Genomic DNA, 13,070 nt, shown 5'->3' on the forward strand with positions numbered 1-13,070 from the left:
CATGACACTCACATGGGAACAGGTTGTGATCGACTGCGAAGACTTCGCCGCGCTGGGGCACTGGTGGGCCGACGCCCTGAGCTGGGAGATCATCGGCGAGGACGATGACGACATGGAGATCCGCAATCCGAGCGGTGCCGGACCGACGCTGCTGTTTCTGAATGTGCCCGAGAAGAAGTCGATGAAGAATCGTCTTCACCTCGACTTCGTGCCCGACGATCAGAACGCCGAGGTGGAGCGCCTTCTCGCGCTGGGCGCCACCCGGGCCGACGTCGGGCAGAACGACGAGTCGTGGGTCGTGCTCGCCGACCCCGAGGGAAACGAGTTCTGCATTCTCTCTGCGAGATGACGCTTCGGGCGTCGTGACGAGCTCGTGTTGCCGGTTCGGTCGACCCGAACCGGCAACACGCGCAGCATCAGCCCGTGACCACCGCGATCTCGTTGGGTGTTCCGGGCAGTTCAGCATTCGCGATGACCTCGCCCGTCTTCACATCGACAGCGAAGATCTTCTTCGTCGCCGGCTCGGTGACGTAGGCAGTGTCACCCTGAACGACGAGTGCCGGATGCGCGTCCTGCCACTCGGCCGGACCCTCCCAGGCGCCGATCACCGGGTAGCTCTTGCCGAACTCGCCGGTCTCGGGGTCGAGCACGTGCAAGGCGCCGTCGGAGCCGAGGATGATCGCCTCGTCGCTCGGCCCGCGAGCGACGTCGCGCCAGGTGTAGCCCGCTCCGTCGGGCAGCGTGACGATCTTCATCGTCTTGGCAGCGGTGTCGACCAGGGTCAGCTGCTCGAGCAGAACGCCCTCGCGGTCGGGATCGGAGTTGTAGTCGCCGACGGCGATCGAGGAGGTCTCCGTGACGTACTGGTTACCGGTGCGGCCGTAGCTATCCGGTGCCTGGATCTTGGTGAACTCTCCACCCTCGTAGACCAGCACGCCATCGGAGCATCCGAAGACCGCGGTCTCGTTCTCGACCGTGCCCTCGCCGTGCACCGAGGGGCACTCCTCGTTGCGAGCGATCTCGGTGCGAGACTCGTCGAGCACCCGCACTCCGCTGCGGCCCTCCGCCGTGCCGATCGTGGTCAGCAGAGTTCCGTCTTCCAACTCGATCGACACACCGTGGTGGGCGGCGGGCGCCGGAATGACCTCGGTCTTGGGCAGCCCGTCATCGCCCGCGGTCAGCAGCGCCGCCGTGTCGAAGATCGTGGTGTCGCCCGTGCCGTCGGAGAAGAGGATCGTCTTGTCTCCGTGCCGCACGACGTGGCCGGGCGTCGGGGCGTCGAACGTCAGATCGGTGAGCTCGGGCTCGGCCGTCTGCGAGGCTCCATCGGCCGTCCACGTTCCCGTGTCGAGAACCCTGAACCCGTCTGTCGTCGACACGAGTACGTGGCGTCCGTCTCCGGCCGAGTTGAGGCGGTTGAAACCGTCGAGAGGCAGGTCGGCCTCGAGGTCGAGGCTCGTGCCGTCGAGCACGAGGACTCCGCCATCGTAGGTGAGCGAGACGCGCGGGGTGGGCGCAGATGTGGATGCGGCTGCGCCGTCGGTCTGGGCGGGAGCGGTGTCGGTCGCGCAGGCGGTGAGGAGCAGGGCCGATGCGGCGACCGCGACCAGGGCAATGCGCCCGGGATGGAGCTGGTTCTTCATTGTTTCCTTTTCTTGGGTGGGGGTGGGCTGCTCGTTACGGAGACAGCCCCGTTGCGATGAGCTCGGTGTTCGAGCGCATCATCTGCAGGTAGGTGTCGGCGCCCTCGCCGGGCTCGCCGAGAGACTCTGTGAAGAGCGCGACGACGTCGACGTCGATCGACGCCTCGTCGGCCAGAACCTGAACGAGACGGTCGGGCTGCGACGAGTCGGCGAAGATCGTCGAGACTCCGGCCTTCTCGATGGCCGAGACGAGATCGTCGAGGTCGGACGCGCTCGGGGCCGCCAGCGTCGAGCCGCCGGGAATCACAGCCCCGATCACGGTGAAGTCGTACCGCTCGGCCAGGTAGCCGAACACGTGGTGGTTCGTCACGAGCTGGCGGCGATCGCCGGGAATCGCCGCGAAGGCGGCGGTCATCTCGGCGTCGAGGTCGTCGAGCTGCGTGGTGTACTCGGCCGCGTTCGCCGCGATGGCCGACGCGTCGATGCCGTCTGTCTTCTCGAGTTCCTCCGCGATTCCGGCGACGACCTCCACCATGCGCGCGGGGTCTGTCCAGAAGTGCGGGTCGGGCGCTCCGGCCGCGTCGCCCGACGAGTACTCGAGTGGCTCGATGAGCTCGCCGGCCGTGATCGAGCGAACCCCGGCGTCGGTGGCCGTATCCAGATTCTTCTGCAGCCCCTCTTCGAGCCCCAGACCGTTCGACACGATGAGGTCCGCATCCTGGATGCGCGCGGCCTCCTTCGCCGAGATCTCGAAGGAGTGCGGGTCTGCGTTGCGCTGCATCAGCACGAGCACCTCGGCCTCGTCTCCGACGATCTCGTCGACGACGTCTCCGAGGATGTTCGTCGAGACGACGACGAGAGGGCGATCCCCCGCCCCGTCACCGGATGCCTGCGCGCAGCCCGTAATGGCGAGGAGCGTCGCCGAGAGCGCGAGACCGACGGCGAGCTGCGCCGCACGCATCGCCCTCATCGTCCGGTCTCCGCGAGGAAGGCCGGCTCGGAGCCGACGGTGAGCGTGCGGGCGACACGGAGCCCGTCGCCGTAGTCGAGCTCGTAGACCACGCCGTCGGCCGGCGCGTTGAGATAGGCCCTGTCGGCGTCGAGCTGCAGAGTGACCCCCGGCGCAAGCGCGGGATCGGCCAAGCTCGTCGCTGCGAGCGGTGCGGTGGCCGCGAGCGTGGCACCGGTCACGGGGTCGAGCAGCAGCACTCGCCCGTCGCGGGCCAGTGCCACGATGTGGTCGTCGTTGTCGGATGCCGCCACGACCTCGGCGAGCGGAACCTCGCTCGGCAGGAACGCCCACTCCCGGGCGCGAGTGTCGAGCAGCCAGGCTCCGCGATCGCCGGAGACAGCCGCTGCGTCGGGGCGTCCGCGTCGGTTGTCGAAATCGACCGCACGGTCGCTCGGGGCGACGGCCTCGGGATAGGGGATCTTCTCGAAGTCGATGCCGGACTCGATGCCGCCGTCGCCAGAACTCGTCGCGAGCAGCGCGCCGTCGGCGCATCCGAAGACCACACCCACGTTCGTGGTGATCGACCCGGCGAGCTGCGCGCACTCGGCCTCGACATCGTCGACCGCATCGCCCCGACCGTCGATCGCACGAACGCCGGATGCGACGCCGTCGCTGCCCGCGACCGTCGCCAGCGCGCCGTCGGCGAAGGGAACGACAATGCCCTTGTGCGGGGCTGACTCGAGACGGGCGGTCTCGACGACCTCGCCGCGACCCAGCGCCTCCGAGTCGAGCAGCAGAGCCACCCCGCTGCCGCCGAACCAGACGCCCGTCAGCGACGGGCCTCCCGCGACCACGGCCTCGCCCTTTTCGGTGACCGTGCCTGCGACTCGGGGCTTCGCGGAGTAGTAGTGCACGTGGTCCTGGTGGTCGACCGTCCAGGCGCCCGAGTCGAGCACGGTGAGCGTTCCCGTCTCGGCCGACGAGGCGAAGACGAATCGGCCGTCGGTCGAGACCGAGGAGGGCGCGTCGACCGATCCGAGCGAGACACTCGTCTCATCGAGCAGGTCGACGAGGGTGGCGGCGCCCGTGCGGTCGATTCCGGTGAGGTGCAGTTGCGCCTCGGGCATCTCGTCTGCTCCCTCGACGTAGCCGTGCGGGCGCTCGGTCGATTCCTCGCCGACCGGCGCTTCTTCGGTCGCCGCGCAGCCTGGCAGGGCCAGTGCGGTGACGAGGGCGGCGGCGAGGAGGAGGGCAGGGCGATAGCTGGATGGTGCGGACACGCGGGCCTTTCTTAGGCGGTGATCGGTGATTCGGTCGGGTGCGAAACGGAAGTACGTCGCGAGGACGCTGTCGCGCCGAGCCGCGCGACAAGAGCGCGGATGCCCGCGGAGACCGCGGCGAGAACGATGGAGGTGAGGGCGATGGAGGCCCCGGCCGCCGTGGATGCGTGCCACGAGACGAGCAGGCCGACGAGCACCGCGAGCGACCCGAATGCCGCAGCGAGCATCATGGTCGCGGGAATCCTGCGCATCCATTGGCCGGCGGCCACCGCGGGGGCGAGCAGCAGACCGACGACCAGCAGCGTGCCGACCGCGCTGTACGACGCGACGACTGCGAGGGTCACGAGACCGGTGAGCACGGTCTGCGCGAGACGCGGACGCAGTCCGAGGGTGCGGGCGATGCGTGGATCGAAGGCCAGCGCGACGAACGGGCGGTGGAAGAGCGCCGCGACCGCGACGGTCACGAGGAGGGCGACGGCGAGCAGCAGCACGTCGCTCCACCCGATGGCGAGCACGTCGCCGAAGAGGATGGCCGTCAGGTCGACGGCGAACGAGCGGGAACGCGACACGATGATCACGCCGAGCGCCAACATGCCCACGAAGAGCAGGCCGATCGTGGTGTCGTTCGAGAGGCGGCCCCGACGCGACACGAAGCCGACGCCGGCGCTCATCACGAGCGCGCTCACGGCCGCACCGAACACGACGGGAAGCCCGAGCAGAGTGGCGATGGCAACGCCCGGCAGCATGCCGTGCGCCATCGCCTCGCCGAGAAAAGCCATGCCGCGAATGACGACCCAGGTTCCGACGATCGCGCTCATCGTCGCGACGAGAACGCCGCCGACGAGTGCGCGCAGCATGAACTCCGACGACAGGGGATCGAGGAGGAAGGACACAGCAATCGACCCTACATGAGAACGATTGTCATTACCGATAGGCTGGAATCATGACGGCCATCCTCGACATCTCTTCCCTCGCGGCGCACGAAATCTATGTCTCGTACGACGGCGCCGCCGCACTCTCGGGAGTGTCGGCCTCGTTCAGCCCGGCAACCGTCACCGCCATCAGCGGAGGAAACGGGTCGGGAAAGTCGACCCTGCTCGGGGTGCTGGCGGGCACGATCTCCCCGCAGTCTGGGCGGGTGCATCGGGCGACGACGACAGGGCTGCCAGCCCTGGTCGTTCAACGCAGTGCGGCCGGCGACACCCTTCCGCTCACCGTCGGCGAGGTCGTGAGCATGGGGCGCTGGGCCGATCGCGGAATGTGGCGTCGGCTTTCGGCCGCCGACCGCGACGCGGTGGGATCCTGCCTGCGGACCATGGGCATCCTGCATCTGGCGGATCGGCCGCTCGGATCACTCTCGGGCGGCCAGCGACAGCGAGCCCTCGTCGCTCAGGGGCTGGCCAGACGCGCAGACGTGCTGCTGCTCGACGAGGCGACAGCCGGGGTGGATGCCGAGGCGCTCGACCTCATCGTGACGGCATTGCGGGCCGAAGCCGAGCGTGGGGCCACGGTGGTGCATACCTCGCACGAGAAGGCGGTCCTGTCCGAGGCCGATTCGGTGTTGCGCCTCGAGCGGGGACGCGTGGTCACGCCTTCGTGAGCGCCGACTCTTTGTGGGCCGCTTGCTTGCCCGACTTCTCGCTCTCGACCAGGTAAGCCGGCTCATCGCTCGACGCGGTGAACTTCTGTCCGTCGAACGAGAAGTCCTTCGTCTTCTTCTCGACGATCGTGCCGCGGGTCTCGCCCTGCGGGGTGTTCCAGCGGACCGTGTCGCCCTTGGAGAATGTCATCTCGTGCGCCTTACTTCTTGAGGGGGTCGTGACCCCAGTTCATCAGCGAGTATCGCCACGGGGTTTCGCTCACGTCGCCGCTCGGGCGCTGCGCGGAGTGCCTCTTGATATAGCCCAGCACCGTGCGCATGTGCTCGTAGTCGGCTTCGGTCAGTTCGGACTTCTTCTTCTCGAGGATCGAGAGGATGTGTCGGCCACTGCGGTGACCGATGGCCTCGCCCCCCGCCTTCTGCCCCACGCTGCGCGACTCGTCTGTCGAGAGCCACTTCTCGAGCGATTTAGGGGTGAGGTTCACCGAGTGGGTGAAGTCCGTCCAGACGTCGGCATTGTCGTCATCTTTGTCGCTCATCCCCTCAGTATCCGCCCTCCGAGCACATTCGTCGCAGGGGACTGAAAAACGGCGTCATTTATGCGAGCATGCCTCTTCGGTCGAAACGGCAGACGGTTGATTGGTACCCCCCAGGGGTATATGGTCGAGGCATGAGCAACACGCACGACCACCACACGCACGACCACTCCGGCCACATGGATCACGAGGCGATGCAGCACTCGGACCACGATCATTCGGGGCACGCGGCACACGAGCACACAGGGCACGAAGGCCACTCAGACCACGCGGGCCACGCGGGCCACGCGGGCCACGACCACTCCGCCCACGGGGGCCACGGCGGTCACGCCGCGCACTTCCGCCGCCTGTTCTGGATCATGCTGGTCGTCGCCCTCCCCGTGGTCGCGTTCTCGCCGATGTTCGCGTCGCTTCTGGGATACGAGGTACCCGACGCCCTGCCGTTGGACGCGATCTCGCCCGTGCTGGGAACGGTCATGTTCGTCTGGGGCGGCGCCCCCTTCCTCACGGGCGGCCTCGCCGAGATCAAGGCACGCCAGCCGGGAATGATGCTGCTGATCGCACTCGCCATCAGCGTGGCCTTCGTCTCGAGCTGGGGCGCGACGCTCGGCCTGCTCGATCATCAACTCGACTTCTGGTGGGAGCTCGCGCTGCTGATCGTCATCATGCTGCTCGGGCACTGGATCGAGATGCGATCCCTGGCACAGGCGTCCAGCGCCCTCGACAGTCTGGCCGCCCTCCTGCCCGATCAGGCCGAGCGGGTGGAGGCCGACGGCTCCGTCGAGATCGTCAGCCCGGCAGAGCTGCGTCGCGGCGACGTCGTGATCGTTCGCCCCGGCTCGCGCCTGCCCGCCGATGGCGTGGTCGTCGAGGGCACGGCCGATGTCGACGAGTCGATGATCACGGGCGAGTCCGTTCCGGTCTCGCGAGGTATCGACAGCGCGGTCGTCGCCGGAACGGTCGCGACCGACTCGGCCCTGCGCATCCGGGTCACCGCCACCGGCGACGACACCGCACTCGCGGGCATCCAGAAGCTCGTCACCGATGCCCAGAACTCGTCGAGCCGCGCACAGCGCATCGCCGACCGCGCCGCGGCCTGGCTGTTCTGGTTCGCCCTGGGCGCCGCAGTCATCACCGCGATCGTGTGGTCGCTCGTGGGCAGCCCGAACGATGCGATCATCCGCACGATCACCGTGCTCGTCATCGCCTGCCCGCACGCGCTCGGCCTGGCGATTCCGCTCGTCGTGTCGATCGCCACCGAACGCGCAGCGAAGGCCGGCGTTCTCGTGAAAGACCGCCTGGCGCTCGAGAGCATGCGCACCGTCGACACCGTTCTCTTCGACAAGACGGGAACGCTCACCATGGGCTCCCCTCTCGTGACCCACGTGTTCTCGGCGCCTGACGGGCACGATGACGACCGGCTGCTGGCCCTCGCCGCGTCTGCGGAAGCCGACTCCGAGCATCCGGTGGCCCGGGCGATCGTCACCGCAGCCAGCGAGCGAGACCTCGTTGTGCCCCGCGCCACGAACTTCCGCGCGTCTACAGCGGTGGGCGTCGAGGCCACCGTCGACGGCCGGGTCATCAGCGTGGGCGGGCCCCGCCTGCTCGAACGGGCGAAGGCCACGGCGCTGGATGCGACGCGCGACTGGTCGAGGGACGGAGCGATCGTGCTGCACGTGCTCGCCGACGGCGTTCCGATCGGCGCGCTCGCTCTCGCCGACGCCGTGCGACCCGAATCGAAACAGGCCGTGGCAGAGCTCGCCGCCCGGGGCATCCAGGTCGTGATGATCACGGGCGACGCCGAGGCCGTGGCCCAGTCGGTGGCGGCAGAACTCAAAATCGAGCGCGTCTATGCGGGCGTGCGACCCGAGGACAAGTCGGAGACCGTGCGCGAGCTGCAGCAGGAGGGGCGGCGGGTCGCGATGGTCGGCGACGGCGTGAACGACGCGCCCGCCCTGGCTCAGGCGGATGTGGGCATCGCGATCGGCGCCGGAACCGACGTGGCCGTCGCAGCCGCCGGCGTGATCCTGGCCGGCGACGATCCCCGCTCCGTGGTCTCGGTGATCGATCTGTCGAAGGCCAGCTACCGCAAGATGACGCAGAACCTGTGGTGGGCGGCGGGGTACAACCTGATCTCCGTGCCGCTGGCGGCCGGGGTGCTCGCCCCCATCGGATTCGTGCTCCCGATGGAGGTCGGAGCCCTGCTGATGTCGCTGTCGACCATCGTGGTGGCACTCAACGCGCAGCTGCTACGCCGCATCGACCTGCGCCCGGGGCGCTGACGCACGAGGCGGGGGGCCGCTGAGCGACCGCTCGCACGATGGCCCGAGCGGCGGGCGCAATCCCCATTGGCAACACAGGCGGGCCGTGCTTGTCTTGACGCATGCCCGAGATCCCCATGTTCCCCCTCGGCACGGTTCTCTTCCCTTATATGCCGGTGTCGCTGCGTCTCTTCGAGGAGCGCTATCTCGTGATGCTCGCTCACATGCTCGAGGCTGAGCAGCCGCAGTTCGGTGTCGTTTTGATCGAGCGCGGCCAGGAAGTGGGCGGCGGCGAGCATCGCTTCCAGCTCGGAACCCTGGCGCTCATCAGCGAGATGGCGGGCGGCGAGGGGTTCGTGGCGGTGAACGCGGAGGGCGGCTCCCGGTTCGAGGTGACCGGCTGGCTCGACGACGATCCGTATCCGCGCGCCCAGATCCGCTTCCTCGAACCGCTGGTGTGGGACGAGTCGCTGCGAGCACTGCGCGACGACACGGAGCAGGCCGTGCGCCGTGCCCTCGCCGTGGCGAGCGAGTTCACCGAGCAGCGCTGGGCATCCGTCGTCGAACTCTCGGCCGACCCGCTCGAGGCATGCTGGCAGCTCGCCGGAATCGCGCCCGTCGGCGAACTCGACCAGCTGTCGTTCCTCGGCGCGATCTCGATGGAGGAGCTTCTCACCACCGTTCTCGAGCGGGCGACGGATGCGGCGGAGTCGTTCGCCTCGGCGTGGTCGACCGCCCCCGGTCCGAACGAATCGGACGGCCCGGCGGACGAGGACTTCGAGGAGAAGCTGTGAGCGCATCGAGAGCATCCGGCACCGATGCGCCGGCACCCTCGAGCACCCTGTGGTTCAACGGCGCGGTTGCTTTCGTGCTGGCGGGCATCGTCGCGATCTCCATCCACGAGCTCGCCCGATTCGTGACCGCGGTGGCGCTGCAGTCGCCGGCCACGCTCTATCCGAGTTATCTCGAGTTCGACATCACGCAGACGCGAACGCTCATTCTCACCTCGACCGTCGCCGCCATCACCAGCCTCGTGACAGGTCTCGCACTCATCTTCGCGGCGCGCATCTGGGGAGCCGGCATCATCCGGCTGTTCGTCACCTGGCTCGGCTTCATCAGCGTGCAGCTCGTCTTCACCTCGCTTCTTCTCGCGCCCCTCACGGGCGCCGGCGACGCGGCCACTCTGCTCTTCTGGTTCGGCGCGCCCGCGTGGCTCTACTGGACAGGATTCGCGGTCGGCGTTGCCGGCACCATCCTTCTCGCGCGCCTGTTCGCTACCCGGGTGACGGCCTATGCCGACGGCTCCGTCAGCTCGATGCGCTCCCTCGGGATCGGCTCGTGGGCCGCCGGCACCGCCGTGCTCGTGTTCGTCTACGCGCTCACCTTCACGTTCACGACCCGAAGCCACGCCATCGAGATGGTGAGCGACACGCTCCTCGGCGTCGCGGCATCGGGGCTCTTCGCGCCTCTGTTCTACCCGTTCAAGGGAAAAGTACGCATCGTCAACGAGTTCCTGCACTTTCGCAAGCCGACGGTCGCTCTGCTCTGCATCGTCGCCGTGGGACTCGTACTCGTGTTCATTGTGAACAACGGCGTGGAGTTCAGCCCGAGCGTCGCCTGAGCAGCCGCCGGTCCAGCTGCAGCGAGCTCAGCGCGCCGAGCGGTCGGCGACCGCGGTCGCCAATTCCTCTTCGATGATCGCGAGCGTGTCGAGCCCGGCCAGGCCGTGGGCGAAGCGCTCTGCCCGGGCACGGTAGCGCTCGTCGGCCAGCACGGCCCGCACGGCCGAACCCACGGCATCCGCAGATGGGGTGCCCGTACGCAGATCGACACCCGCGCCCGACCAGCTGACGCGCGCCGCGACCTCGGGCTTGTCTTCGGTGCTCCCCGCGACCACCAGGGGCGAGCCGGCCGCCAGCGCGGCCTGCACTTCGCCGAATTCGCCGTTCGTCACGACGACGTCGGTGAGGGGCAGCAGCCTGCCGGTGGGCAGATCTTCAGCGACGCGCACATTCGGGGCGACCGCGCCGAGACTCTCGACCGCGCGGCCCCCGGTCGACACCACGACGAGCACGTCGTCGTTCGCCAGCGCTGTGATCGTGGGCCTGACGAGCCGGTCGAAGTCGTGATTGTCGATCGTTCCCTGGGTCACGTACACGACGCGACGCGAACCATCGAGTTCGTTCCACCACGAAGGGAGACCGCCGCCGCCTTCGCTGGGTAAGGAGCCGATGAAACGCACATTCGGCGAGAGGTCGGTGCGCGGATACTCGAGTGTGGCCGGGCCGAGTTGGAGAAAGCGGTCGAAGGCGGCCGAGATGTCCATCACGAACAGAGACGACCTGCGCGCCCCGATCTCGGCGAACGCCTCCTGCGCGGCGCGTTGGGTGTCGCGAAAGAACACCGTGCGCGCGAGAGCGTTGAGCGTGCGGTTGCGAAGGCGGCCCAGCGTGCTCGACGAGGGCGCCATGGCGAGGCCGACGGGTGCGGTGTCACGGCTGAGCTGGGTCAGCGTGATCACGCCGATCGCCAGGATCGGCGGCCTTGGCGCGTTGGAGAGGAGCGCCGGCGAGATGCCTCCGAAGGCGCCGTCGACCAGCACGGCGTCGATCCGCTCGCGCTGCAGGATGGCGCGGGCCGAGCGGAACTGCGCGGGCATGGTCTTGACGAAGATGTTCTGCACGTCGTACTGCGTCTGGGCCATACCTCGGTAGCGGTCGCGATAGGGCAGGTAGCTCGGAACATCTCGGTCGTCGAAGTCGGCGCGACCCTCGAAGGCGACGAACTCCATACCCGCTCGCTCGATCTCTTGGGCGAACCGCGAGCCGGTGAGCATGATCACCCGATGGCCCCGAGACGCGAGATGGGTGCCGATCGCGATCATGGGCGTGGCGTGGTGATGCACCGGCGTACTGCAGATCAGGTAGTTCGCCATGCGCTTGCCCCCGATGTCGCGACCAATGGCTCTGTGCACATTTTAGTGAGGTGAGGTCGCCTCATCACACTGTCGGGCTCAGTTGTGCCGGCGCCTACGCAGCGAGGTCAGGGCGATGTACGCACTCAGGGCACCGCTGGCGCCCAGGCCGATGCCCATGAGCGGGCCGCTCCAGTGACCGAAGCGCTTGCTGTCGCTCACGGCCAGTTCGCCGATACCCCGGATGAACGCGGCCGCGATCACCCCGGCGACCACACGGTTGCCCACCTTCTCGACGCGCGCCACCAGCGGGTCGAGTTCGGTGGCACGCAGATGGACCTCGATGCCGTTGCGGTCGATCACGTCGAAGACCTTGCGGATCTTGTCGGGCAGTTCGATGCCGAGCTCCGCCGCCTCGAGCCCGGCTGCCGCGAGTCGTTTCGCTATGGCCGCGGGCGAGAACTTCGACAGCGCGAGTTTCGTCGCGTACGGCCTGAGCGCATCCCCCAGGCTGAAAGACGGATCGAGCAGCACCCCCATTCCCTCGACCATGAGCAGCATGCGCAGCAGCATCACGATCGAGGGCTGCAGCTGCAGCCGATTGTGCCGCAGAACGGCGAGCAGCTTGTTGATGAGCGCGGCCATGTCGACCTCGCCGAGGCCCTTGCCCCGGTAGATGTCGATGAAACCCACGAGGTCCGCCCGCAACGACTCCTGATCGATCGATGCCTTCGAACTCGACAGCGCGATGAGCGCTGAGGCCATGCGATCGGGGTCGTGCCTGCTCAGCGCCATGAACAGGTCGGCGAGCTGTCCGCGCAGCGTCTCGTCGATCTGGCCGACCATGCCGAAGTCGATCAGCCCGATGCGGGCGTTCGGCTCGACGAACAGGTTGCCCGGGTGCGGGTCGGCGTGGAACACACCGTCGACGAAGACCATCTGCGCGATGGCGTCAACGGCGTTGGTGACGATGGTCGCGCGGTCGATTCCGGCAGCATCGAGGGCGGCGAGGTCGTCGACCTTGATGCCGGTGATGCGCTCGAGGGTCAGCACCCGGGTGGTGCTCGTATCCCAGAAAACGCGGGGAATATGGATCGTCTCGTCGCCGGCGAAGTTGGCGGCGAAGGTCTCGGCGTTGCGGCCCTCGTGCGTGTAGTCGAGCTCCTCGCGCAGCGTTCGGGCGAACTCGTCCGTGATCCCGGTGATGTTGTAGTCGGCGGCGAGCTTCCACTGCCGAGACGCCCGCACGGCGAGCGTGTGCAGGATCTCGAGATCGATGGCGATGTTCGTGGCGATGTCGGGGCGCTGCACCTTGACGACGACCTCGGTTCCGTCGTGCAGCGTAGCCAGATGCGCTTGACCGATCGACGCGCTGGCGAGTGGCTTGAGTTGGAAACTCGCGAACACCTTGTCCGGCTGGTCTCCGAGCTCCTCGACGATGAGGCGCTTGATCACGGCGGCGGGAACGACCGGCGCCCTGTCCTGCAGCTTCGCCAGCTCGGTGAGATAGGCGGGCGGAAGGATGTCGGAGCGCGTCGACAGCACCTGACCGAGCTTCACGAACGTCGGGCCGAGTTCCTCGAGCGCGCGTCTGAGATTCTCAGGATTGCTCGCTCGCGCCTGCTCCTGAGCGGCCGGCTCGAAGCGGTCGAGCCCGGTCGCCCCGATGATGAAGCTGAGCCCGTGCCGACTCAGCACGCTTGCGATCTCCCGGTAGCGTTCGAGCCGCGTTCCGACGGCTGCGGCGATCGGATTAGCCACGAGTAACCCCCTGTGCCTCGGTCATGCGCCCATCCTCCCACGCGCGTCGTGACCAATTCAGGAGGACAGGTCGGCCGACGCCACTATCCACACGATGACCGGCTCCTCCTGAAACAGTCGCGC

The 13,070-nt window shown here is 68.0% G+C and carries 13 protein-coding genes; 5 read left to right on the top strand and 8 right to left on the bottom strand.

The genetic code is table 11. The features are described 5' to 3' along the window. Position 1 precedes the first annotated feature (1 nt). On the top strand, positions 2-349 hold the full coding sequence (locus ASE64_RS09340) for a VOC family protein (RefSeq protein ID WP_055779157.1): 348 nt from the start codon (positions 2-4) through the stop codon (positions 347-349). Between the two features lie 67 nt (positions 350-416). On the opposite strand, the gene aztD is transcribed toward ASE64_RS09340, so the two are convergent. The 4 genes from aztD to aztB are packed head-to-tail and all read right to left on the bottom strand — an operon-like array spanning position 417 to position 4,768. Then, on the bottom strand, positions 417-1,643 hold the full coding sequence (gene aztD, locus ASE64_RS09345; RefSeq protein WP_055779160.1) for a zinc metallochaperone AztD: 1,227 nt from the start codon (positions 1,641-1,643) through the stop codon (positions 417-419). A 34-nt stretch (positions 1,644-1,677) separates the two neighbouring features. Further along, positions 1,678-2,613: a zinc ABC transporter substrate-binding protein AztC gene (aztC, locus tag ASE64_RS09350; RefSeq protein ID WP_082466043.1), complete on the bottom strand. Its 936-nt coding sequence runs from the start codon at positions 2,611-2,613 to the stop codon at positions 1,678-1,680. Further along, a complete protein-coding gene (locus ASE64_RS09355; RefSeq protein WP_055779166.1) occupies positions 2,610-3,875 on the bottom strand; it encodes a hypothetical protein in 1,266 nt (421 codons plus the stop codon). Before ASE64_RS09355 ends, aztC begins: the two co-directional genes overlap by 4 nt. An 11-nt stretch (positions 3,876-3,886) precedes the next feature. Next, positions 3,887-4,768, bottom strand: a complete 882-nt coding sequence (aztB, locus tag ASE64_RS09360; protein WP_055779169.1) for a zinc ABC transporter permease AztB — start codon at positions 4,766-4,768, stop codon at positions 3,887-3,889. Positions 4,769-4,818: 50 nt separating this feature from the next. Here aztB and aztA point away from each other — a divergent pair, with 50 nt between their 5' ends. After that, positions 4,819-5,475, top strand: a complete 657-nt coding sequence (aztA, locus tag ASE64_RS09365; protein WP_055779171.1) for a zinc ABC transporter ATP-binding protein AztA — start codon at positions 4,819-4,821, stop codon at positions 5,473-5,475. On the opposite strand, the gene ASE64_RS09370 is transcribed toward aztA, so the two are convergent. After that, a complete protein-coding gene (locus tag ASE64_RS09370; protein WP_055779176.1) occupies positions 5,462-5,665 on the bottom strand; it encodes a DUF2945 domain-containing protein in 204 nt (67 codons plus the stop codon). The two genes, aztA and ASE64_RS09370, sit on opposite strands and share 14 nt — an antisense overlap. A 10-nt stretch (positions 5,666-5,675) precedes the next feature. Continuing rightward, positions 5,676-6,014 (bottom strand): DUF3140 domain-containing protein, encoded by a 339-nt coding sequence (locus ASE64_RS09375; protein ID WP_055779179.1) that lies wholly within the window; start codon positions 6,012-6,014, stop codon positions 5,676-5,678. A gap of 131 nt (positions 6,015-6,145) precedes the next feature. On the opposite strand from ASE64_RS09375, the gene ASE64_RS09380 reads away from it, so the two are divergent. From ASE64_RS09380 to ASE64_RS09390, 3 genes are all read left to right on the top strand, one after another. Continuing rightward, on the top strand, positions 6,146-8,293 hold the full coding sequence (locus tag ASE64_RS09380) for a heavy metal translocating P-type ATPase (protein ID WP_055779182.1): 2,148 nt from the start codon (positions 6,146-6,148) through the stop codon (positions 8,291-8,293). A 101-nt stretch (positions 8,294-8,394) separates the two neighbouring features. Beyond that, positions 8,395-9,066: an LON peptidase substrate-binding domain-containing protein gene (locus ASE64_RS09385; RefSeq protein WP_082466045.1), complete on the top strand. Its 672-nt coding sequence runs from the start codon at positions 8,395-8,397 to the stop codon at positions 9,064-9,066. Next, positions 9,063-9,893 (top strand): hypothetical protein, encoded by an 831-nt coding sequence (locus ASE64_RS09390; RefSeq protein WP_055779185.1) that lies wholly within the window; start codon positions 9,063-9,065, stop codon positions 9,891-9,893. The genes ASE64_RS09385 and ASE64_RS09390 overlap by 4 nt, the downstream gene beginning before the upstream one ends. A gap of 27 nt (positions 9,894-9,920) precedes the next feature. Here the strand turns inward: ASE64_RS09390 and ASE64_RS09395 are convergent, their stop codons facing one another. Both ASE64_RS09395 and ASE64_RS09400 read right to left on the bottom strand, forming a co-directional pair. Further along, on the bottom strand, positions 9,921-11,246 hold the full coding sequence (locus tag ASE64_RS09395; RefSeq protein WP_156351750.1) for a glycosyltransferase: 1,326 nt from the start codon (positions 11,244-11,246) through the stop codon (positions 9,921-9,923). A 39-nt stretch (positions 11,247-11,285) separates the two neighbouring features. Next, positions 11,286-12,947, bottom strand: coding sequence for an ABC1 kinase family protein (locus ASE64_RS09400; RefSeq protein ID WP_235480552.1), 1,662 nt, complete (start codon positions 12,945-12,947; stop codon positions 11,286-11,288). Between the last annotated feature and the right edge of the window lie 123 nt (positions 12,948-13,070).

Origin of the sequence: Agreia sp. Leaf210, from assembly GCF_001421485.1 — a bacterium.
GTDB lineage: Bacteria > Actinomycetota > Actinomycetes > Actinomycetales > Microbacteriaceae > Agreia.